This window comes from Ruegeria sp. O4, assembly GCF_056535125.1.
This window is the reverse complement of sequence record NZ_JBQERO010000001.1, coordinates 273,215-294,522: the sequence shown is the minus strand read 5'-3', so window position 1 is coordinate 294,522 and position 21,308 is coordinate 273,215. Positions and strand designations below refer to the sequence as shown.

25 protein-coding genes are annotated in these 21,308 nt (G+C 57.0%); 8 read left to right on the top strand and 17 right to left on the bottom strand.

Annotation, left to right across the window (positions count from 1 at the left end):
* Nucleotides 1–66: 66 nt before the first annotated feature.
* The 3 genes from rpsI to ACR0J7_RS01450 form a co-directional block, all read right to left on the bottom strand.
* Complete coding sequence (gene rpsI / locus ACR0J7_RS01460) at nucleotides 67–552, bottom strand: 30S ribosomal protein S9 (RefSeq protein ID WP_209503959.1); 486 nt, start codon at nucleotides 550–552, stop codon at nucleotides 67–69.
* Nucleotides 553–558: 6 nt separating this feature from the next.
* Nucleotides 559–1,017, bottom strand: a complete 459-nt coding sequence (gene rplM / locus ACR0J7_RS01455; protein WP_209503960.1) for a 50S ribosomal protein L13 — start codon at nucleotides 1,015–1,017, stop codon at nucleotides 559–561.
* A gap of 161 nt (nucleotides 1,018–1,178) precedes the next feature.
* Nucleotides 1,179–2,582 carry an aminotransferase-like domain-containing protein gene (locus tag ACR0J7_RS01450; protein ID WP_480772683.1) on the bottom strand — a complete coding sequence of 468 codons (1,404 nt, stop codon included), beginning with the start codon at nucleotides 2,580–2,582 and terminating at the stop codon, nucleotides 1,179–1,181.
* 99 nt (nucleotides 2,583–2,681) lie between these two features.
* On the opposite strand from ACR0J7_RS01450, the gene ACR0J7_RS01445 reads away from it, so the two are divergent.
* Nucleotides 2,682–2,909, top strand: coding sequence for a DUF1127 domain-containing protein (locus tag ACR0J7_RS01445; protein WP_480472702.1), 228 nt, complete (start codon nucleotides 2,682–2,684; stop codon nucleotides 2,907–2,909).
* A 61-nt stretch (nucleotides 2,910–2,970) separates the two neighbouring features.
* On the opposite strand, the gene ACR0J7_RS01440 is transcribed toward ACR0J7_RS01445, so the two are convergent.
* Nucleotides 2,971–3,414, bottom strand: coding sequence for a PaaI family thioesterase (locus ACR0J7_RS01440; protein WP_480558422.1), 444 nt, complete (start codon nucleotides 3,412–3,414; stop codon nucleotides 2,971–2,973).
* A 58-nt stretch (nucleotides 3,415–3,472) separates the two neighbouring features.
* On the opposite strand from ACR0J7_RS01440, the gene ACR0J7_RS01435 reads away from it, so the two are divergent.
* The 4 genes from ACR0J7_RS01435 to gluQRS all read left to right on the top strand — a co-directional run bounded on the left by ACR0J7_RS01435 (nucleotide 3,473) and on the right by gluQRS (nucleotide 7,384).
* Complete coding sequence (locus tag ACR0J7_RS01435; protein WP_480564816.1) at nucleotides 3,473–4,258, top strand: enoyl-CoA hydratase; 786 nt, start codon at nucleotides 3,473–3,475, stop codon at nucleotides 4,256–4,258.
* A 255-nt stretch (nucleotides 4,259–4,513) separates the two neighbouring features.
* Nucleotides 4,514–5,854 carry a methylenetetrahydrofolate--tRNA-(uracil(54)-C(5))-methyltransferase (FADH(2)-oxidizing) TrmFO gene (gene trmFO / locus ACR0J7_RS01430; RefSeq protein ID WP_480913079.1) on the top strand — a complete coding sequence of 447 codons (1,341 nt, stop codon included), beginning with the start codon at nucleotides 4,514–4,516 and terminating at the stop codon, nucleotides 5,852–5,854.
* Nucleotides 5,855–5,891: 37 nt separating this feature from the next.
* Nucleotides 5,892–6,506 (top strand): class I SAM-dependent DNA methyltransferase, encoded by a 615-nt coding sequence (locus ACR0J7_RS01425; RefSeq protein WP_480505215.1) that lies wholly within the window; start codon nucleotides 5,892–5,894, stop codon nucleotides 6,504–6,506.
* Entirely contained in the window at nucleotides 6,503–7,384 is an 882-nt protein-coding gene (gene gluQRS, locus ACR0J7_RS01420) for a tRNA glutamyl-Q(34) synthetase GluQRS (protein WP_480913077.1), read from the top strand. The genes ACR0J7_RS01425 and gluQRS overlap by 4 nt, the downstream gene beginning before the upstream one ends.
* A 3-nt stretch (nucleotides 7,385–7,387) precedes the next feature.
* On the opposite strand, the gene hisI is transcribed toward gluQRS, so the two are convergent.
* Nucleotides 7,388–7,777 (bottom strand): phosphoribosyl-AMP cyclohydrolase, encoded by a 390-nt coding sequence (hisI, locus tag ACR0J7_RS01415; RefSeq protein ID WP_480505219.1) that lies wholly within the window; start codon nucleotides 7,775–7,777, stop codon nucleotides 7,388–7,390.
* Nucleotides 7,778–7,825: 48 nt separating this feature from the next.
* On the opposite strand from hisI, the gene ACR0J7_RS01410 reads away from it, so the two are divergent.
* Nucleotides 7,826–8,278 (top strand): iron-sulfur cluster assembly scaffold protein, encoded by a 453-nt coding sequence (locus ACR0J7_RS01410; RefSeq protein WP_480505221.1) that lies wholly within the window; start codon nucleotides 7,826–7,828, stop codon nucleotides 8,276–8,278.
* A 58-nt stretch (nucleotides 8,279–8,336) separates the two neighbouring features.
* Nucleotides 8,337–8,975, top strand: coding sequence for a MarC family protein (locus ACR0J7_RS01405; RefSeq protein ID WP_209596212.1), 639 nt, complete (start codon nucleotides 8,337–8,339; stop codon nucleotides 8,973–8,975).
* 184 nt (nucleotides 8,976–9,159) lie between these two features.
* Here the strand turns inward: ACR0J7_RS01405 and ACR0J7_RS01400 are convergent, their stop codons facing one another.
* From ACR0J7_RS01400 to sciP, 5 genes are all read right to left on the bottom strand, one after another.
* Nucleotides 9,160–9,282: a hypothetical protein gene (locus tag ACR0J7_RS01400; protein ID WP_267366389.1), complete on the bottom strand. Its 123-nt coding sequence runs from the start codon at nucleotides 9,280–9,282 to the stop codon at nucleotides 9,160–9,162.
* Nucleotides 9,283–9,394: 112 nt separating this feature from the next.
* The gene (recG, locus tag ACR0J7_RS01395; protein WP_480913075.1) at nucleotides 9,395–11,485 is read right to left on the bottom strand and encodes an ATP-dependent DNA helicase RecG; all 2,091 of its coding nucleotides are present in this window, start codon (nucleotides 11,483–11,485) and stop codon (nucleotides 9,395–9,397) included.
* On the bottom strand, nucleotides 11,482–13,734 hold the full coding sequence (gene ligA / locus ACR0J7_RS01390; RefSeq protein WP_480913073.1) for an NAD-dependent DNA ligase LigA: 2,253 nt from the start codon (nucleotides 13,732–13,734) through the stop codon (nucleotides 11,482–11,484). Before ligA ends, recG begins: the two co-directional genes overlap by 4 nt.
* Before the next feature lie 123 nt (nucleotides 13,735–13,857).
* Nucleotides 13,858–14,574, bottom strand: a complete 717-nt coding sequence (gene ctrA / locus ACR0J7_RS01385) for a response regulator transcription factor CtrA (protein WP_267364745.1) — start codon at nucleotides 14,572–14,574, stop codon at nucleotides 13,858–13,860.
* An 85-nt stretch (nucleotides 14,575–14,659) separates the two neighbouring features.
* The gene (sciP, locus tag ACR0J7_RS01380; RefSeq protein ID WP_480624924.1) at nucleotides 14,660–14,953 is read right to left on the bottom strand and encodes a CtrA inhibitor SciP; all 294 of its coding nucleotides are present in this window, start codon (nucleotides 14,951–14,953) and stop codon (nucleotides 14,660–14,662) included.
* A gap of 128 nt (nucleotides 14,954–15,081) precedes the next feature.
* On the opposite strand from sciP, the gene mnmA reads away from it, so the two are divergent.
* On the top strand, nucleotides 15,082–16,227 hold the full coding sequence (gene mnmA, locus ACR0J7_RS01375; protein ID WP_480913071.1) for a tRNA 2-thiouridine(34) synthase MnmA: 1,146 nt from the start codon (nucleotides 15,082–15,084) through the stop codon (nucleotides 16,225–16,227).
* Here the strand turns inward: mnmA and ACR0J7_RS01370 are convergent.
* The 7 genes from ACR0J7_RS01370 to ACR0J7_RS01340 form a co-directional block, all read right to left on the bottom strand.
* Nucleotides 16,224–16,769, bottom strand: a complete 546-nt coding sequence (locus ACR0J7_RS01370; RefSeq protein WP_480913068.1) for a carboxymuconolactone decarboxylase family protein — start codon at nucleotides 16,767–16,769, stop codon at nucleotides 16,224–16,226. The genes mnmA and ACR0J7_RS01370 overlap by 4 nt on opposite strands.
* A 98-nt stretch (nucleotides 16,770–16,867) precedes the next feature.
* On the bottom strand, nucleotides 16,868–17,443 hold the full coding sequence (locus ACR0J7_RS01365) for a hypothetical protein (RefSeq protein ID WP_480472675.1): 576 nt from the start codon (nucleotides 17,441–17,443) through the stop codon (nucleotides 16,868–16,870).
* Nucleotides 17,436–18,602 (bottom strand): lipid-A-disaccharide synthase, encoded by a 1,167-nt coding sequence (lpxB, locus tag ACR0J7_RS01360; protein WP_480558438.1) that lies wholly within the window; start codon nucleotides 18,600–18,602, stop codon nucleotides 17,436–17,438. Before lpxB ends, ACR0J7_RS01365 begins: the two co-directional genes overlap by 8 nt.
* Nucleotides 18,602–19,396: an LpxI family protein gene (locus tag ACR0J7_RS01355; protein ID WP_480558440.1), complete on the bottom strand. Its 795-nt coding sequence runs from the start codon at nucleotides 19,394–19,396 to the stop codon at nucleotides 18,602–18,604. The genes lpxB and ACR0J7_RS01355 overlap by 1 nt, the downstream gene beginning before the upstream one ends.
* Before the next feature lie 4 nt (nucleotides 19,397–19,400).
* Nucleotides 19,401–20,186, bottom strand: a complete 786-nt coding sequence (lpxA, locus tag ACR0J7_RS01350; protein ID WP_480564843.1) for an acyl-ACP--UDP-N-acetylglucosamine O-acyltransferase — start codon at nucleotides 20,184–20,186, stop codon at nucleotides 19,401–19,403.
* Nucleotides 20,183–20,656, bottom strand: a complete 474-nt coding sequence (fabZ, locus tag ACR0J7_RS01345) for a 3-hydroxyacyl-ACP dehydratase FabZ (protein ID WP_267364735.1) — start codon at nucleotides 20,654–20,656, stop codon at nucleotides 20,183–20,185. The genes lpxA and fabZ overlap by 4 nt, the downstream gene beginning before the upstream one ends.
* A 73-nt stretch (nucleotides 20,657–20,729) precedes the next feature.
* Nucleotides 20,730–21,308, bottom strand: a complete 579-nt coding sequence (locus ACR0J7_RS01340; protein WP_480616718.1) for an OmpH/Skp family outer membrane protein — start codon at nucleotides 21,306–21,308, stop codon at nucleotides 20,730–20,732.

Genomic DNA, 21,308 nt, shown 5'->3' with positions numbered 1-21,308 from the left:
CCCTGACCCGCGCAAAGCAAAAGGGCTCGCAAGTGCGAGCCCTTTCTTTTGGGTATTCCCGGCGAATTAACGCTTCGAGAACTGGAACGAACGGCGGGCTTTGCGCTTACCGAATTTCTTACGTTCCACAACGCGGCTGTCGCGGGTCAGGAAGCCAGCGGCTTTCAGGGCACCACGCAGGTTCGGATCATAGAGTTGCAGCGCTTTCGAGATGCCGTGCTTGACCGCACCGGCCTGACCGGTCAGGCCACCGCCTTTGACGGTTGCAACAACGTCGAATTCACCTTCTACGCCGGCAACCTGGAACGGCTGGCGCAGAATCAGCTGCAGAACGGGGCGTGCAAAATAGACGTCCTGATCTTTGCCGTTCACGGTGACCTTGCCGGAACCCGGCTTGATCCAAACGCGGGCAACAGCGTCTTTACGCTTGCCAGTGGCATAGGAGCGGCCCAGCTCGTCACGTACGGGTTCACGCACGATGACTTCTTCGGCCACGGTTTCAACGCCTGCGACGGCGCTCAGCTCTTCGAGAGTATTGATCTGATCAACCATCGGTCATTAGCTCCGGGTGTTTTTCTTGTTCATGGACTTGACGTCCAGAACTTCGGGGGCCTGGGCCTCGTGCGGGTGCTCGGCACCGGCATAGATACGCAGGTTGGTCATCTGCTGGCGCGACAGGCGGTTGCCTGGCAGCATGCGCTTGACGGCCTGGAAGACCACGCGCTCGGGGTGCGCACCTTCCAAAATCTGCTGTTTGGTGCGCGACTTGATGCCGCCCGGGTGGCCAGTGTGCCAGTAGAAGTTTTCTTCGCGCTTCTTGCCGGTCATCTGGATTTTGTCAGCGTTGATCACGATGACGTTGTCGCCCATGTCCATGTTCGGGGTGAACGACGCTTTGTGCTTGCCACGCAGGCGCATGGCGACGATCGAAGCAAGACGGCCCAGAACAACGCCTTCGGCGTCGATCAGGATCCACTTCTTGTCGATGTCTGCAGGTGTTGCAGAAAAGGTTTTCATGGCAGGATAGTCCTGTTTGATGTGAAAGACCGCCCCAGCGGAGCGGCCCGAATTCGATGGACGGGTTTTATGAGGTGCCTGCACGCAGGTCAAGCAACACTTGTCTTATTTATGTATGTAAAAACAAGAACTTAAAAAATAGGTATTATTTTACCCCATCTTCAAACGCTGATTTGTTCAGGCGGATTGTCCAATAGAACCCGCAGGCGCTGCATCGCGTCCTCGAACCGTTCCAGCGACACATGGCCATTCATGGCAATACGTACCGCGTTCGGCGCGCGCCCATCGCGCAGCGCGAATTCGTCGGCGGATCGGAGCTGTATCCCTTCCCTCTCGGCTGCGCGACTGAATGCAGCCGACCGCCAGCCAGACGGAAGGCTCAGCCAGACAAAGGGAACGTCCGGGCCCCAGTTCAAATCAAACCCACCCAGGGTATTGACGGCGACGCGTAGATAATCCCCCATCCGTGTGCGCACATCCTTGGCGATCTGGCGCGTGCGCGGATCGGACAACAAATGACGGGTTAATTCCGCCAAGGGTTGGGCCAATCCGAAATATCCGTATTCAGCGGACCGGCGCAAATCGACACTTCTTTCTCTGGGGGCGATAGCAAAACCCACACGCAATGCCGGTGTCAGAATCTTCGAGATTGATGACACGTGCCATCCCCGTTCAGGCGCCAGCGCCCGAAAGCTGGGCTCTCGGGCATCGCCCATGCGATAGCAGTCATCTTCAATGATCTGCAAATCAAAGCGACGGGCAATCTCAACGATCTCTTTCCTCCGCTCCAACGGTGTGTGCGCGCCCGTTGGGTTCTGAACTTCTGGCGACACACAGACGGCCTGCGCTGTGGTCTGGCGCAGAACATGCTCCAACGCTGCGGGATCGACACCCCATTTGTCCATCTTCACACCGACCACTTCCGCGCGCATCAGTTCGCCTGCGCGACGGAACCCGGCATAAGACAGGTCCTCGACCAGTACGACAGGTTTGGGCCCACGCAGGATCGTCTGAAACACAACGCAAAGCCCGTTCTGGCCACCATGTGTCAACACAATATCATCATGGGTCAGTGCACCCAGCGGAAGATCTGACAACCAGTCCACAACCGCCTGTCGCACGGGCTGGTACGCATCGCGCGTCGGGTAATTCAGAAACAAACCCGGATCGGCTTGCGACACTTTTTTCAGACATTCACGGATCAGGGACACCTGCCCCATATCCGCCAACCTTGGGCTGAACAGGCTTACATTGGCATTGTACTTGTCGTCGCGAAGATGCAGTTGCCGCGCCCAAACGTCGTCAAGAATGGGCGATTTCGGCGGCGCAACAAATGTACCACGTCCGACTTCGGCTTGTAACAACCCCTCATCTGTCAGGATTGTATAGGCGCGCGCGACTGTACCAGGTGTTATTTGCAGACGATACGCCAGTTCGCGCACCGGAGGGAGTTTGACACCGACTTCCAAAGATTTGTTATCTATGGCTTTTCGAATTGTGTCAGCAACCAGAGTGTATTTCGGTCCTTTAGATTTTGACAGCGCCTCTGGCCAAATTGTATCCATTACAATTCTTCCTTTGCTTTTGACACAATTTCGAATGTATCAGTCATGTGTACCAAGTACAGCTAATTTGTGTCAATACAATTTGAAAGGAATTCCGAGATGACACGCACAATGCACACCCCCGCCCTTCTGCTGCTGACCGACAGCCCCCGGCTGCCTCTGGCCGCTGCACTGGCCGTGCGGTTTGCGGCAGCGGTCACTCAATGGGAGCGTCGTCGCCGCAGCCGCGTCAATCTTAGTTATCTGGATGACCGCTTGCTGAAAGACGTCGGTCTGACCCGTCATGATGCGCGCCGCGAAGTAAAGCGCCATTTTTGGCAGATTTAACTGATCCCCAGTCCCATTATTGGGACCTCTTCCTGGGCCGGGGCTTGTCCCCGGTCTTTTTTTATCCGAATTTCGCGGCTGCAGACCCTGCTGGTGGCAGGGAATAGGTCATCGTCGCTCTGGCAACTGGGTCTTCTGCGCCATCGGAATACATAAGCACGTCACCGACGGCCAAAGTCCGGCCCAGTTTCAGCAGGCGACATTTGGCGATCATGTCCGTGTTGCCTTCTGGTTTGCGCAAAAAATCCAGGGAACTGTTCGTTGTGACCGCCAGGGATTGACGCCCTTTTCGCGCCAGAACCATTGCGTATACACAAACATCGGCCAACCCAAACATGGATGGCCCCGAAACCGTGCCCCCCGGCCGCAAATGCTGATCCTGCACAACAAGGCGCATAGTGATTGTATCTTCGGTCAGGTCCTCGACGACAAAGTCTTTGTGCACCTGCGGGAAAACCTGCTTAAGGTATTGTGACAGTTCGTCCCGGTTCATTGCCAACGCCATGCTTTCCCTCCTGCTCATACCGACCTAGAGTTGGCCCAACATGGGATCGGAGGGCAAGATGGCAATTCTGGAACGTAACGACACCGGCGCTGTTGCGCGGCTTACAATGAACGCCCCAGAGCGGCTGAACGCGCTGAGTGACGAGATGCTGTCGGCGCTTCAGGCTGAACTGGACACGTTGCGTAAAGACACGTCGATCCGGGCAGTGATCCTGGCGGGTCAGGGCAAGGCATTTTGCGCTGGCCACGATCTGAAACAGATGACGGCCGGACGCCAGTCCGAAGATGGCGGCAAAGCTTATTTCAATGACCTGTTTTCTCGCTGCGCGAAGGTGATGATGTCAATCCAGTCCCTGCCCCAGCCCGTCATCGCACAGGTCCACGGCATTGCAACCGCCGCCGGGTGTCAGTTGGTGGCCACCTGTGACATGGCCGTCGCCGCCGAAGACACGCGGTTTGGAGTGAACGGCGTTAATATCGGCTTATTCTGCTCCACCCCAATGGTGGCCCTCAGCCGCAATATCCCCAAAAAGCAGGCATTTGAAATGCTGACAACAGGAGAGTTCATATCAGCTGAACGTGCTGCCGATTTGGGTTTGGTCAACCGCGTTGTCCCCATGACGCATCTTAAACACGAAGCCAATGCGCTTGCAGAACAGGTTGCCTCCAAGCTAGGAGCCGCTGTCAAAATCGGTAAAGAGGCGTTTTATCAACAGCTTCTGATGCCGCTGGATCAGGCCTATGCCTATACCGGCGACGTAATGGCGCAAAACATGCTGTACCGGGATACAGAAGAAGGCATTTCAGCCTTTATCGAAAAACGCCCCCCAAATTGGTCCCAATAATGCAATTGTTTTGCACATTTTTCGCCACTGTTTTGAATTTTGCACTTTTCAAAAGGGCGACACTGTGGCAAAGCTGGGTCGAGGCCAAGGCCTCAGGACACTTTTGGGTCGCCGTGGGCGGAAGGTCCCTCCAGCTGGTCTCTCTCACCAGCGCTGACAATCCCGCAGCGGCGACCCCAAGACCCCTTTCATAAAATTCGCCAAACTGCTTTGCCTCAGTTGCGCCCGATTGTGGTCTGCCCTATGTGGCATCGCATGACACAAGCTTTGCATATTGTAGGCGGCGGCATGGCCGGGTCAGAAGCGGCCTGGCAATCTGCTGAAATGGGCGTGGATGTTGTGATTCACGAAATGCGTCCGACCATCGGCACCTTTGCACACCAGACCGGCAACCTGGCGGAAATGGTGTGCTCGAACTCGTTCCGTTCGGATGATGATGAGCAGAATGCCGTGGGCCTGCTGCATTGGGAAATGCGTGCTGCCAATGGGTTGATCATGACTACAGCCGATGAACACCGCTTGCCAGCCGGTGGCGCTCTGGCTGTGGATCGTGACCCGTTTGCAGAAAGTGTGACTGCAAAACTTCGCGCCCATCCACGCGTGACGGTAACCGACGAAGAAGTGACGACCCTGCCCGACGAAGGTCAGTGGATCTTTGCGACCGGTCCCCTGACGTCGCCCGCGCTGGGTCAGGCCATCCAGGCCGAGACAGGGTCTGACGCACTTGCCTTTTTCGACGCCATCGCACCGATCGTCTATGCCGAGAGCATCGACATGAGCAAAGCGTGGATGCAATCACGCTACGACAAGGGCGAGACTGAAGAAGAGCGGACAGCCTATCTGAACTGTCCGATGGACCGGGATCAGTACGAAGCCTTCATAGATGCGCTTCTGGCAGCAGATAAAACCGAATTTCACGAAGGAGAGACAGCAGGTTACTTTGACGGCTGTCTACCCATCGAGGTTATGGCCGAACGCGGTCGCGAAACGCTGCGCCATGGTCCGATGAAACCGGTCGGGCTGACCAACCCGCATGAGCCCGATGTGAAACCGCATGCAGTGGTGCAGCTGCGCCGTGATAATGCACTGGGCACCTTGTTCAACATCGTGGGTTTCCAGACCAAGATGAAGTATGGCGCCCAGACCGACGTGTTCCGTATGATCCCGGGTTTGGAAAATGCCAGCTTCGCCCGGTTGGGCGGCATCCACCGAAACACATTCATCAACTCTCCCACGCTTTTGGATTCGCAAATGCGGTTGAAATCCAAACCCAACATCCGGTTTGCCGGACAGATCACCGGCGTCGAAGGCTATGTAGAAAGCGCCGCGATGGGGTTGCTGGCTGGTCGGCTTGCCGCCGCTCAGATTTTGGGGCGTGACCTGCCAACCGTTCCGCAAGACAGCGCAATGGGTGCTTTGATCCATCACATTACGGGCGGTGCCGAGGCCAAGACCTTTCAGCCGATGAACGTGAATTTCGGTCTGTTTCGCCCCGTGGATGGCCTGAAAGGCGGGCGTCGGGGTCGTAAAGACCGGTACAAGGCCTATACCGATCGGGCCAAAGCTGAATGGAGTAACTGGTTGGAACATTGCTGACTAGACGCTTAATGCGGTCTCGGCCTAGCATGCTGGAATGAACGACACGTTTTTGAACAGCACATACAATCTCGGCACGCCTGAAGCGACTGAAGCGCACTATCAGAACTGGGCTGCGACCTATGAAAAGGAAGTTGGTGAACACGGTTACGCCACGCCGGGCCGTGTAGCAGCGGCTTTGTGGTCTTTCGCACCGAAGCCCCAGACACCTATTCTGGACTACGGCTGCGGCACCGGGTTGTCAGGGCTTGCCCTGCGCGCTGTTGGCTTTGAGGTCATCGATGGGATGGACCCAACAGAGAACATGCTTCAGGAAGCCGCCAGCAAAGGCGTTTACCGAACATTGACCGGATTCGATATCGCCAAGCCCGCGCCGTTGAAACGTGGGGAATACACGATGATCACAGCCATAGGAGTGATCGGAAAAGGTGCTGCCCCGCCCGAGACACTGGATTTGTTGATGCACGCACTGCCCAAGGGTGGTTTGCTTGGCTTTTCGCTGAACGATCATGCGTTGGCGGACCATAAATTCACCTGCCGTCTGACGGATTGGGTCGACATGGGGGCAGCACGTTTGTTATTTCGTGAACACGGTCCCCACCTGCCTGGGATCAACCTTAACTCTGACGTGTATGTATTAGAAAAAGCGTGACTCTTGTAACGCGCTTTGCGCCATCCCCAACAGGCCCCCTTCATCTCGGGCACGCGTATTCTGCGTTGGTTGCCAGCGATAGGGCCACATCTGAAAGCGGCCGGTTCTTGCTGCGAATTGAGGATATCGATCGATCCCGCTCACGACAGCTATGGGAGGATCAGATATACAGCGACCTCAGATGGCTGGGGCTGACATGGCCAGAACCCGTAATGCGCCAATCGGATCGTATGGACGTTTACCATAAGGCGCTGGACCAGCTATGGGCGCAGGGGCTTTTGTATCCGTGCACGTGTAATCGCAAAGATATAGCAGCAGCAGCCAGTGCGCCGCAGGAAGGCGCGCCGATGCTTGGACCCGACGGGCTTGTTTATCCCGGGACCTGTCGAAAAAGGTTTGTTGGCAAAGATTTATCGATCCTTCCTCGTCCAACTCAGGACCCCTTGCGATTGGACGTGGTCAAGGCGTGTCAGGCGGTCCGCAACCCGGACAGGTACCAATTTCTTGAGCTGGGATCGCGTCCGGGCGGCGAAACCGGCATTATCACTTTCACGCCTGATGAGTTGGTTGCCACCATAGGTGATGTAGTTCTGTCCCGCCGCGACATGGGGACGTCGTATCACTTGTCCGTTGTGCTTGACGATGCCGCTCAGGGTGTAACACAGGTGGTTCGAGGGCGGGACTTGTTCGAAGCGACCCGCATCCACGTTCTGTTGCAGGCTTTACTGAACCTACCGACACCCGAGTATCTCCACCATGATCTGATCCGCGATGATGCAGGCAAACGGCTGGCCAAACGCGACGATGCCCGCGCGATTTCAAAATACCGGGCCGAAGGAGCCAGGCCAGACGACATTCGCCGAATGGTTGGGCTTTGACCCCTATTCCATTGGCGCCATCAGTTCAGTTTCGATCCCATCCCGAACGGCGGTAAAAAAACAGGTTCGTCGGTTGGTATGGCAGGCTGCACCGGTTTGACGGACCAGAACCAATAGGCAGTCCCTGTCACAATCGATCCGGAAATCCACCAGTTCCTGTACATGGCCCGAGGTTTCGCCCTTGATCCAGAAGGCCTGCCGCGAGCGCGACCAATATGTTACCCGCCCGGTTTCAAGGGTCTTTTCAACCGCCTGCACATTCATCCAGGCCATCATCAGAACCTCGCCTGATGTTTCATCCTGCGCAATCGCCGGGATCAGACCCGCCTCATTAAATCTCAAAGTAGAGGGATCAAACACGACTGGGTCAGACATCTCAAAAACCTTTTGCATCCGGTGGGCTCGCCACTATGTATGGGTAACACACGACGAGGGAAAGCCATGAGCGGCGAGAACGACCTGATTAAGCTGTACTCCGGGCGCATTCTGGCGCTGGCTGCGGATATTCCGCATCTTGAGCGACTGGAAGATCCCGATGCAACCGTCAAGAAACGCTCACCTTTATGCGGATCGACAGTAACTGTGGACATCAAGGTTCGCGATGGTCAGATCAGTGCCTTTGGTCAGGACGTCAAGGCCTGTGCTTTGGGGCAAGCGTCCGCCTCGGTCGTCGGAGATGCAATAATTGGCGCGTCGCGGGCGCAGGTCGAAGCTGCGCGCGATCAGTTGGCGGCCATGCTCAAGACTGGTGGCCCTGCACCCGATGCGCCGTTTGACGGCCTTGAGGTGCTTATGCCCGCACGGGATTATAAAAACCGCCACGCGTCGATCCTGCTGGTTCTGGATGCCACGGCTGAGGCCATGGCGCAGGCTGAACGGGCAAACTGCGCCTGATTATAGCTATTTGGTGTAAACCCGTTTACCCTCTGCCCAGATTTCAGGAGGGATGGGTTTGAATAATTTGCTCGAGCATTTCGTTACGCTTTGGGTCGTTATCGACCCGATTGGAACAATTCCCGTTTTCATCGCCGTTACGGCCGGATTGGACGCGGCAGGCCGGCGGCGGACAGCGCTGTTAGCAGCCGTGATAAGTGCTGCCGTATTGCTGTTCTTCCTTGTATTTGGTCAGGTGCTGATCGAAGCGCTGGATATCGGGTTGAATTCTTTTCAGGTCGCTGGCGGCATTATCCTGTTTCTGTTTGCCCTGACGATGATCTTTGGTGAAAGCAAACAAGAGGTCGAACAACGGCAAGCCGAAGAAGATCGTGAAGACGCGTACCACCAGCAGAACCCGGCGATTTTCCCGCTTGCCGTGCCTTCACTGGCATCCCCCGGCGCAATGCTGGCAATTGTTATCCTAACTGACAACCACCGTTACAGCATCGCGGATCAGGGTATCACAGCGCTTGTCATGCTTTCCGTATTGCTGGTTGCGTTTGTACTGATGCTTTTGGCCGAGCCCATCATTCGGCTGATCGGTCATTCAGGCGCGGCAATCATCAGCCGTGTCATGGGGATGATCTTGGCCTCGGTTGCTGCCAACTCAGTCCTGTCCGCGCTGTTGGAGATCTTCAAAACCGGCCAATTGTAAAAAAAGCCGCCGCGCTTTCCGGGCGAAAGGGCGGCGGCAGGTATTGCGTGTCTCGTGTGGGGTCCGGTGTACCGCGCGGGGCCGAGGCATGGCCCCTCAAGGGGTTTGGGACAGGCAGGTCACCCTTGACTGAAATGGGGATGACAGCGCGGATTTTTCGGCACGAGATCGCAGGCAGAAAGGCTTAGAAACCAACCGGCAGGTGAAGGGCCACCATCAGCATCACGACCAAAGACAACACGCCAACGGCATCCTGCAGGATAGTCGATTGCGCGCGGCTGAAAGCGGTCTTGATCTGGGTCAGCATAGGGTCACCTCCGGTCAGAGTTTTAATCCTTTGTTGACCTTTTGTTCTCATATTTCCAAGCGCAGGTAAAGAACTTTTTGAGAACATTTGTGAACTTTAGGGGACGTTAAAGCTAACCCACTGAAATCAAACGGATCGCCTGATCCTGTTTCATCAGCCAAAGCAGAACACGCGCGGCCTGTCCCCTGTCCGAGGTCAGCTTGGGATCGGTCGTCAGCAACGCCCGCGCATCGGATTGGGCGACTGCCATCAATCCTGCCTGACGTTCCAGGTCCGCGATATGGAATTTTGGCAACCCGGATTGCGCAGTACCAATCAGATCGCCCGCGCCTCGCATCTTAAGGTCAGTTTCCGAGATTCGGAAGCCATCCTCTGTCTCGCGCAGAACCTCCAGCCGCTTGCGCCCTCCGTCGCTGAGCGGTGGTTGATACATCAGCAAACAGGTGGATTCCGCATCCCCGCGCCCAACGCGCCCCCGCAACTGGTGCAATTGCGCGAGCCCAAAGATCTCGGCCCGTTCAATGACCATGATCGTTGCGTTGGGTACGTTCACGCCAACCTCGATCACCGTCGTGGCAACAAGGACCTTTGTTTTCCCGTTCTGAAATGCGCTCATCGCGGCGTCTTTGTCGGCAGGTGGCATCTGACCATGAACCAGCCCCACAACGCCCTCACCCAAAATGGCCCGCAGGCGTTTGAAGCGTTCCTCGGCCGCTGTTAGGTCTGAAACTTCGGATTCGTCGACCAGAGGGCACACCCAGTAACACTGTCGCCCCTCATCAATCGCACGCCGCAGGTGGGCTATGACTTCGTCCATGCGCTGTGTGTTGACAATCGCCGTTTTGATCGGTTTTCGCCCCGGAGGCTTTTCATCCAGCACCGAAACATCCATGTCGCCGTATTGCGCCAGCGCCAGACTGCGCGGGATGGGGGTGGCGGTCATTACCAGAACATCTGCCCCATTTCCTTTTTCCGACAACTCCATCCTCTGCCGCACGCCAAACCGGTGCTGTTCGTCGACGATGGCCAATCTCAGCGCCTTGAATTCAACATCGCTTTGAAACACTGCATGTGTGCCAACCAGTATGTGAATATCGCCTTGCTTAAGCGCCTCAAGCTTGGCACGCCGCTCCGCGCCCTTATCACGCCCGGTGAGCAGTTCCAGAACCACTCCGGCCTGCTCGGCCAGGGGGCGTAATCCTTCCAGATGCTGGCGCGCCAGAATTTCGGTCGGGGCCATCATCACGCCCTGCCCGCCCGCCTCAACCGCGATCAGAAGGGCCATGAAGGCCACCAGTGTCTTACCGGCGCCGACGTCGCCCTGTAACAGCCGGTTCATTCGGGCGTCAGACGCCATATCAGCCGAAATCTCATCAATGGCGCGCGTTTGTGCGCCAGTCGGGCGATATGGAAGGCTTGCCAGCACTTTCGATTGCAGTACCCCGGTTCCCACGCTGACGATTCCCCGCGACTTGCGCTCTCGCTGCCGGGCCAGAGCGAGCGTCAGCTGATGCGCAAACAACTCGTCATACGCCAACCTCTGACGCGCAGGGGCAAACGGCGCTACATCATCCGCGCCGCGTGGATTGTGACCGGCGTGAATGGCCGCGGACCAGTTCGGCCAGTTTTGCTGTGACACCTGCGCCGGATCGATCCATTCCTCTAGCTTGGGAGCGCGTGCCAATGCACTGCGACTGGCCTTGAATGCTGTTTTCTGGGTCAGCCCTTGCGTCAGGTGGTAAACCGGTTCGAATTCCGGGATATCTCCGGCTTGTTCAACGGGCAGCATGTGGTCCGGATGCACCATCTGTGCCATGCCGTCGAACAGTTCCAACTTGCCGGAAACCACGCGGCGTGATCCTTGTGGCAACGCTTTCTTCAGATACTCACCACGTGCGTGGAAAAAGACCAGCTGGAAATCGGCCTGACTGTCTTCGACATGAACGCGGTAGGCCCCCCCCTTGTTGCGGGGCGGCCTGTGCGGGCCAACTGTCACTTCGACAGTCAGAGTGGCCGGCAGGTCCACCCCTTGAATTGTATCCCGCCTGCGCCGATCCACCACGGCATAAGGCAGGCTGAACAGAACATCGCGCGGGGATTCCACCCCGGTCTGCGCCATTGCCTGTGCGGTCTTGGGGCCGACACCATCCAACGTTTCCAGCCCCGCAAATAGCGGGAAAAGCTGTTCGGGCCGTCCGCTCATGCGCCTTCTATCAGCTGAAGCCAGCCATCCTCGTCCAAAGTTTCGATCCCAAGTTCCGCTGCCTTTTTCGCCTTTGACCCGGCCCCGGGACCTGCGACCAGAATATCGGTTTTCTTGCTGACAGAGCCGGAAACCTTAGCGCCCAACGCCTCGGCCCGCGCTTTGGCTTCGGCGCGGGTCATCTTTTCCAGCGTTCCGGTGAACACTACGGTTTTACCCGCGACCGGACTGTCCGAGGCTGGCGCGTCGGGGGCGATAACCGTCAATTCGCTGCGCAGCGTGTCGAAAGCCCGTCGTTCCTCTTCATTGGCAAATGCGTCCGACAGCGAAAGTCCAAGCGTTGCGCCAATACCGTCGATGCCGATCAGCTCTGTCCAGGCGGCATTGGCATCGGCACCGACATTGGCATCCGCGATGGCTGCGTCCCGCACTTCTTTCACGCGCGCGCGACGCCCTTCAAGCTGGGCCGCCGCACGCTCGGCATCTTCCGCCTCATCCGCCCGCCTTTGGGCCAGCGCAGCCGGGCGTGCAGTGTCCAACGCCAGCGCCATTGCATCCCAGTCGCGGTAAAAAAGTGCCAGATCACGCGCGCCCACTTCACCAACATGTCGAATGCCCAGTGCGAACAACAAGCGCGCAAAGGGAATCTTCCGTTTTTCATCAATGGCTTCGAACAGGTTCCTGGCGGATGTTTCGCCCCACCCGTCCCGGTTTTTCAACCGCGTCAGACTAGCTGAGTCCCGCTGTTCCAGCGTGAAGATATCAGCTGGCGCATTGATCGGAAGGGTTGGATCACCATAGAACATTTCAATCTGTTTTGCACCCAGCCCTTCTATATCAAAGGCTTTGCGCGACACGAAATGTTTCAGCTTTTCAACGGCCTGCGCAGGACAGATCAGGCCGCCGGTGCACCGTCGAACCGCGTCGCCTTCTTCGCGGATCGCATCGCTCTCGCATTCGGGGCAATGTGTCGGAAAGGCAAAGGGGCGTGCATCGGCGGGGCGTTTGGACAAGTCGACATCCGACAGTTTGGGGATCACGTCGCCCGCGCGATAGACCTGAACCCAATCGCCCACTCGGATATCTTTTCCATCACGGATCGTGCCGCCTTTGGCGTCGCGCCCGGCGATGTAATCCTCGTTGTGCAAAGTGGCATTGGAGACGACCACCCCGCCAACCGTTACAGGATGCAACCGTGCCACGGGGCTGAGCGCCCCTGTACGACCAACCTGAATGTCGATCGCCTCCAATCTGGTCCAGGCCAGTTCGGCTGGGAACTTATGCGCAATTGCCCATCTTGGCGTCGTTGAGCGGAAACCCAGACGTGCCTGCAAAGACAGATCGTTTACCTTGTAGACGACCCCATCGATGTCATACCCCAAAGTCCCACGCTGCGCTTCGATATCCCGGTAATGAGCGATCATGTCCTCAGTCGTGGCACATAGGCGCGTCAAGGAATTCGTGGGAAAGCCAAGGGTCGCAAGACGCTCAATTGCTCCAATCTGAGTATCTGCCAAAGGTTCTGACAGTTCACCCCATGCATAGGCGAAGAAGCGCAATGGGCGGGAACGGGTAATTTCCGAATCCAGCTGGCGCAGTGACCCTGCCGCTGCATTGCGCGGGTTGGCAAAGGGTTTGCCCCCCCGTTCAGCCTGCCGCTCATTCAACGCTTCAAAATCGGAATGAGACATGTAAATCTCGCCCCGGACCTCAAGAATTTGGGGCGCGTTCTCGATCAGCTGTGGAATATCAGAGACTGTGCAGGCGTTGGCCGTCACGTTCTCGCCAGCTTCACCGTCGCCCCGCGTTGCGGCCTGAACCAGCTGTCCGCTCTCATATCGCAAGGACAAAGACAGGCCGTCAATCTTGGGTTCAGCTGTGAAAGCCAATGGCGCGCCTGCATCAAGGCCCAGATATTTGCGAATCGAGGTGTCGAAATCGGCAATGTCCCCTTCGTCGAACGCATTTCCCAGTGACATCATTCGGACGGCATGAGTAACTTTTGAAAACCCGTCCGCCGGTTTGGCCCCGACTTGCTCTGTTGGGCTGTCAGCACGTTTCAGGTGGGGGAAACGCGCCTCGATCTCGGCGTTTCTGCGTTTGAGGGCATCATAATCCGCATCCGACAACTCGGGCGCATCTTCTGCGTGATACAGAGTGTTGGCTCGCGACAGGATGTCCGCCAACCGCGCCAGTTCGGCACGCGCCTCATCATCCGTCAGGTCTGATATGGGAATGGAATTGCTCATGGCCTCGCCCTGTCACGCGTTCTTGGACCTCAGTGATAGGGCGAGGCCATGGCCAGGTCCAGATGTGCTGAGCCGTGAGTGCAATGTGCCGCCCTGGACTACCAGCGACACAAACGGTTCAAATCAGAGGCCGACCGCCATTCGCGTCTCGTCCAGAGTGTTGCTTTGCGGGTCGCGCAACACGTAGCCCCGCCCCCAAACGGTTTCGATATAATTCTCACCACCAGTTGCGTTGCTGAGCTTTTTGCGCAGTTTGCAGATGAAGACGTCGATGATCTTCAGCTCGGGTTCGTCCATGCCGCCATATAGGTGGTTCAGAAACATTTCCTTGGTCAGAGTCGTACCCTTGCGCAAGCTGAGCAATTCCAGCATCTGGTACTCTTTTCCTGTCAGGTGCACGGTTTTTCCGTCCACCTCGACGGTTTTGGCGTCCAGGTTAACGGCCACGCGACCTGTGTGGATGATGGACTGCGAATGCCCTTTCGACCGGCGGATGATGGCATGGATACGAGCCACCAGTTCTTCACGGTGGAAGGGCTTGGTCAGGTAGTCATCCGCGCCAAACCCGAAGCCTTTGATCTTGCTGTCCGTATCATCTGCACCCGATAGGATCAGGATCGGTGTTTCCACCCTGGCAATCCGCAACTGGCGCAACACTTCATGCCCGTTCATGTCTGGCAGGTTCAGGTCCAGCAAGATCAGGTCGTAATCGTAGAGCTTTGCCAGATCGATACCTTCTTCGCCAAGATCCGTTGCATAGACGTTAAGGTTCGCATGCGTCAGCATCAGTTCGATGCTTTTGGACGTGGTCGGATCATCCTCGACAAGAAGTATACGCATTTTCACTGCTCCAATTCGGGTCAATAATTCCAATTAAAATTAAACCTGACCAAGAATGGTTAATCTGACGTTACCGTTGAATCATTTATTCCCGCTCACCTATAGGTTGTCGATACTTTTTTAAGGCCGTGGCTTTTAAAGCCTCGACACCGTGTTCCGCGACCAGAGAAACCCAGCCGTTGAATTCTTCGTCGCTGATGCCGTATTTCTGTTTTGCCTCAGACAGGCTGATCAGCCCGTAAAGTACCCCACGCACGACCAGAATCTTGCGGGAGGCTACCCACCGCCTTGTGCTTGTCGGCGGCAGATCGGCGCGCGTCAGTATGGATCCATCCGGCAGAGAAACAGACCTTGGCCCTTCCACTTTGTGCAAATACATCGCTTTACCCTTTTTGCTGCATCAAAGCTGGCACCAGCCTACTTAAGGTCGTATGAAACCGCCCCTTGAGAGTGTGTAGAATTTTCCTATATTCTGCCGGTCTTTCTTAACCCGGACAGGAACCGCCAATGGCCCTCGACACCGAGACCCCGCTGAACTCGCTTGGCTTTGCCAAACCGCCCTCGGAAACGCGGGTGGTTGTTGCCATGTCAGGGGGCGTCGATAGCTCCGTCGTCGCGGCTTACTTGGCTGATCAGGGCTATGATGTGGTGGGGGTGACACTGCAACTCTATGACCATGGCGCGGCTTTGGCCAAGAAAGGGGCGTGCTGTGCCGGGATCGATATCCACGATGCGCGCCGCGTAGCAGAAGAGCGTGGGTTTCCCCACTATGTTCTGGACTATGAAAACATCTTCAAGGACGCGGTGATCGATGAATTTGCGGAAAGCTATCTGGCAGGCGCAACACCCGTCCCCTGCATTCGCTGCAACGAGCGCGTAAAATTCAAGGACCTTCTGGAAACCGCCAAGGATCTTGAGGCCGACTGTATGGCCACCGGGCACTATATCCAGCGCAAGATGGGGCCAAACGGGCCGGAACTGCACAGCGCCGAAGACGCTAACCGGGATCAATCCTATTTCCTGTTCTCGACAACGCCCGAACAGCTTGATTTCCTGCGCTTCCCGCTTGGTCACCTGCCCTCAAAAGACGCGACCCGCGAAATGGCGGCTCAATATGGGTTGTCTGTGGCGGACAAACCCGACAGTCAGGACATCTGCTTTGTGCCCGACGGCAATTATGCCAGCGTCATTGAAAAGCTGCGCCCCGGTGCTGCGGAACCGGGCGAGATTGTTCATGCCGATGGCCGCGTTCTGGCACAGCATAACGGGGTGATCCATTACACGATCGGCCAAAGGCGCGGCTTGGGCATCGGCGGCCTGAGCGAACCGCTTTATGTGGTCAAGCTGGACGTGGACAAAAAACAGGTCGTTGTCGGCCCCAAAGAGATGCTGGCAACCAGTGTCGTTCCCGTGCGTGAGATCAACTGGCTGGGCGATGAACCCTTCACATCGCGCGAAGAATGGCACCTGTCAGTCAAGGTCCGTTCGACCCGCCCCCCGCGCGAGGCCATTATTCGACCGCTGTCCGACACCGCTGCTGAGGTGGAATTGCTGACACCCGAAGAAGGCATCTCGCCCGGTCAGGCCTGCGTCTTCTATGCCTCGGAAGGCAGCCGCATCTTTGGCGGCGGCTGGATATGGCGCGGGTACTAGGCTGAAACGGGTTCAACCTCGGGTTCGATCTGGATCTGAAGCGCATCGTTGAACCGGTTGAATGCACCGCACAATGCGATGCGCCAGGTTAACTCGACAATCTGGGCATCGCTGAACCAGCCCCGCAGGTCGGAAACCTCGGCGTCGCGCATGCGGCCCGATCGTGTCGTTACCGCCTCGGCGTATCGCACGACAGCCTTGTCGCACGCGTCCAGTTCGGGGTGGTTGTCGACATCTGGCAAACGCGCCGCGCCTTCGGGGCTGAGACCTGCAACCGTCAACAGCGGAGTATGATGCGAGACGCAGTAGTCACAGGCGTTCAATTTGGAAACCGTCACCATGGCCAGTTCCAGCGCACGACGCGGCAAGGTTTGCTGTTCCCGCAACGCCGTCAACATGCCCGCGACATGTTCCAGAACCGGTGGACAATGTGCGGCAACCCGGGCCCAATTGTCGAACGGGCCATAAGCACCCAAAGCCGCATGTGACGCGCGTGTCTCGTCTGCCATCTCAGGGTCTGACAAAGGGGGGATGCGGGTCATGATGAAATCTCCTTTTCAGCGAGGATATCTTAAGTCCGCACCGCTGCAACAGACGGTCTCGGATAACAAACCCGAGACGGAATGCCGAAACAGGCCTGTTACAGGGCATCCGTGGGCGAATTGAAGAGGATGTAAAGCCCGACGCAGACCATGATATATGGGGCGATCCGATCCATACGGGCGACGCGTGGCCCAAGGCTTTTGGCCCGAGGTGCGCCCCAGGCGGCAACTACGACCAGAACTGAAGCGGCCAGTGCTGCGCCGATCAAGGCGGCAACACGGTATGAAGGGGCAGACTCCGCCAATAGCGGTGTCATGACCGCGAAACTGTCAATCGACAGGCTCAGGAACAGGGAAACCACCGATGTTACGGCCCCTTTTACCTCGGTTCCTTCAGAATTGGCCCCGAAAAACTGCCGCCAGATTCCGCGCAAACCAAAGGCCAGTGGTACAAGACCCAGAAACCCGATCCAAAACGGTGCGCCGCTCTGGTCAACACCCAATGCGACGGTCATGGCCAATGTCAGAACAATTGTCTGCGCGACGGCAAAGCCAATGATGGCGCGGCGTTGCTCGATCACCAATATCAAACCCAGTAGGACGGCCAGATTGTCCAGATTGGTGGATATCATGGCAACCCCGGCTGAAGCGGCGAACAGCGTGTGATCAAGCATGCTTAATCTGCATTCTGTCCAGCACAGCTCGTGCCGCCCGCAACCCCGGAGCTTCTCCTCCGCGCCCCAACCGTTCCATTGTCAGGTTCATCGCGAGTTGCTGAGCGTCAGGGGCATTGGTCACATCATGCAGGGCTTTGGCGATCTTGTCTGGCTGGCAATCGTTCAGCAGGCATTCAGGCACGGCGCGTGTTTCAGATACCAGATTGACCAATGTAACAGTGTCCAGCTTGACCATGCGTTCGGCCATTTTCTGGGTCAGCCAATTGAGTTTGTAGGCGATCACCATAGGTGTATTCTGCGCCGCCAGTTCCAAAGAAACCGTACCCGAAGCGGCCAGCGCGATACATGCCGTGCCAAAAGCCGCGCGTTTTTCGACCGTGGCTTGCCCGGCCCCCATTTGTCGCGGGTCGAGCACTATTGGTGCGCCCGGCCAGCTTTGCGTCAGAGCGTTGACCAGGTCAGTTGTCGCACCCACGGTTGGAACCACGACACGATAACTGGGATGGTCCGTCAAAAACAGCCGCAATGCCTCACCGAACGTGTCTGCCAGACGTTCGATCTCACCCCGGCGCGATCCGGGCAGAGCCAGCAGGACAGGTGCATCCCCTAGGTCGTACCTGCTCCGGAAGGCCGCAATCTCGGCCTGTGTTGCCGTCGGTTCGCTGGCAACAGGGTGGCCGACAAAGTCGCACTCCATCCCTGCCCGCTCCATGTATGGCGGCTCAAACGGAAGCAGTGCCAGCACATGGTCGATGACCTTTGCCATTTTGTCCGCTCGCCCCGGACGCCAGGCCCAGACACTGGGCGCGACGTAATGCACGGTGCGGATATCACTGGCGACTTTGACGATTTTGGCGACACGCAGGCTGAAATCGGGGCTGTCGATGGTGATCAGAACGTCCGGCCGCGTGTCCAACACTGCTTGCGCGGTCTCCGAGATTCGACGCTTGAGGTGGAAAAACTTCGGCAGAACCTCGATCAAACCCATCACCGAAAGTTCCGACATCGGAAACCGGCTGGTCAGCCCCTGAGCCGCCATCAATGGTCCGCCCACGCCGTCGAATTCAATATCGGGGATCAGTGTTTTCAGCCCCTCCATCAACGCGCCGCCCAGCCGGTCGCCCGAAGGTTCACCGGCGACCAGAAAGACGCGCATCAGACCGCCCGCTCGCGAATATACAGGAACAGCCCAAGGCGGTTACATTCGGCGATGACCTGTTCTTTGTCCAAAACCAACACACCGCCCTTTTCCAGAACGATGCCAGACAAGCCTGCCGCGACCGCATCCGTGACGGTATCTGGCCCGATGGCCGGCAGATCAGCACGCCGATCTTGATCGGGCTTTGGGCCTTTGAACAGTATGCCGCCCCCCGCGTCCGGGCGTTGCGTCAGGGATTGAAGCATCCAGGCGGTTCCAAAGATGCCTTCGATTGCCAACACCTGCCCTTTTGAGACTGCACAGGCCTGACCAATATCCACAGCCCCCATGGCCCGCAGAATTCCGGCAGCGCGGTCTGCATCTGCCATATCACTCTCGGATGGGTGCACATCAGTCAGACAGCCCAAAGGCGGCAACAGGCCAGGGGCGATTTCATGCGCGGCGCACACCCGCAATCCTGCGCCTTCCAACAGGCCAATGACAGCCCGCAATGCTCCGTCATCACCCGACAGCATGGCCTGCTGGATCACCGGAACCAATGGCATCGTCGCCGCGTCAATACGTTTAGGATCAACCTTCGGGCGCCGAACTGCGCCGGCCATACAAATCTCGGTCACGCCCTTCGCCTGAAGCCCGGCAATAAAACTGCCAAGCTGTTCAAGCGGAAACACGATATCTGCGACCAGATCATCCGGCAGGAACCCTTCCATCGCGCAGATCAGCGGACGTTCCGCCAGTTGGGCAACCAATTCGGTCGGCAGTGCCCCGGTTCCCGCAATCAACGCAAGCATGTTCCTATTTCCTCGGTGTCAGGAACGACCGATCGCTGTGTCCGGTGACAAAATCAACGATCCGCTGCACATAGTCGCTGTCGTTACCCTGACCAAGACGGTAGGCGCGATCCATGAATGTTCCATCGCCTTCAGACAGCTCCTTGAACGCGGCACGCAACGCCGAGATGTCTTCGCGCGAAACACCTTTACGCTTGAGACCCACGAGGTTCAGACCTTCAAGCTCACCCCGGGAGGCTTGTACCAAACCGTAGGGAATGACGTCCTTTGGCACCATGGTGAGCGCACCGATGATCGCCCCGCGACCAACACGCACCCACTGGTGCAGGCCCGAAATGCCACCGACGATCACATCATCCTCGACGATGCAGTGACCAGCTGCCCCTGCGTGGTTCACCATGATAACCCGGTTGCCGATCTGCACGTCATGGGCCACATGAACACCTGCCATCAGCAGGCAATCATCCCCGATCCGGGTTACACCGCCGCCACCTTCGGTCCCGGTATTGATCGTCACGTGCTCGCGAATGCGGTTGCGCTGACCGATTTCAAGGCGCGTGTTTTCACCGCCAAATTTCAGGTCCTGCGGAATCTCACCGATCACCGAAAAATTAAAGATCACGGTGTCTTCGCCAATCGATGTGTCACCGGTCACAACGACATGAGACTTCAGTTCGACCCGATCAGCCAGTTTTACATTGGCGCCCACATAGCTAAAAGGACCGATGACGCAATCCTGCCCGATCTGCGCCCCGTCTTCGATAATCGCGCTGGGGTGGATACGGCTCATGTTGTTTTTTCCATATCCCAATCGACATAGGCCGAGAATTCTGCCTCGGCGGCCACTTCACCATCAACAGTTGCGCGGCCGTTGAATTTGAAAAGCTTGCCACCTTTCTTGCCGCGAACCGTTTCGACATGCATTTCCAGGACGTCGCCAGGAACAACTTTCCTGCGGAATTTGCATTTGTCGATGCTCATGAAATAGATCAGCAACTCGGTGTCGATGACATCCATACCCACGCCCAGCATTACGCCTGCTGTCTGCGCCATCGCCTCGACGATGGTAACACCCGGCATGATCGGTGTTCCCGGGAAGTGGCCCTGGAAATGCGGCTCGTTCATGGTGACGTTCTTGATACCTCGGGCTGATTGATAGCCAGAGATGTCCACCACCTTGTCGACCAGCAAAAACGGATAACGATGCGGCAGGATCCTTTGGATCAACTGAATATCGGCGCTTTTGGGTTCCGTTGTCATGATTCAGGTATCCCGTTCTGAATGTTTCTTTTTCAGCGTGGTTAGCAATACAGCCTCGCAAGGGCAAGCGAACCTATTCGCTTGTGTCCTTTTGCAACCCGCTGCCATCGCCAATTGCCGTGTTCACGCGGATTATCGCGGCCTCGGTGATATCTGACGTGCTTACAACGACATTGGAGCGTTCGATGATCACGCTGGCCCCGAATTCGCGTAGCAAATCAACAAGGATCGGGCGAACAATTTCAAAAAACGTTTGCTGCGCTTCCTCGCTACGACGTGCCAGCGCGTCCAGCTTTGCCCTTTGTCCGTCTCGATGGGACTGAACCTTGACATCGAACGCTTCGGCCAGCGGGCGAAACTCCTCCGCTGGCATGGTCGCACGCTTTTCGGTCAGGTCTTTTTCTTCTCGGCTGAGTTCCGCGACAATCCGTTCATTTTCTTCCGCAAGCATTGCGCTTTCTTTTTCGATCTCGCGCAACACACGTTGCCCAAATGCGGAATTCTTGAACAGCTGCTCACCGGACAACGTAACCACGCTGGCTTGCGGAACACCTAGCTGCTGCGCATCAGCCGAAGGGGCCTGAAACAGCATCATAAATGCACACAGGGCCCAAAGCGGGCCCTGTATCAAGGTAAAGAACCTGTTCGTCAT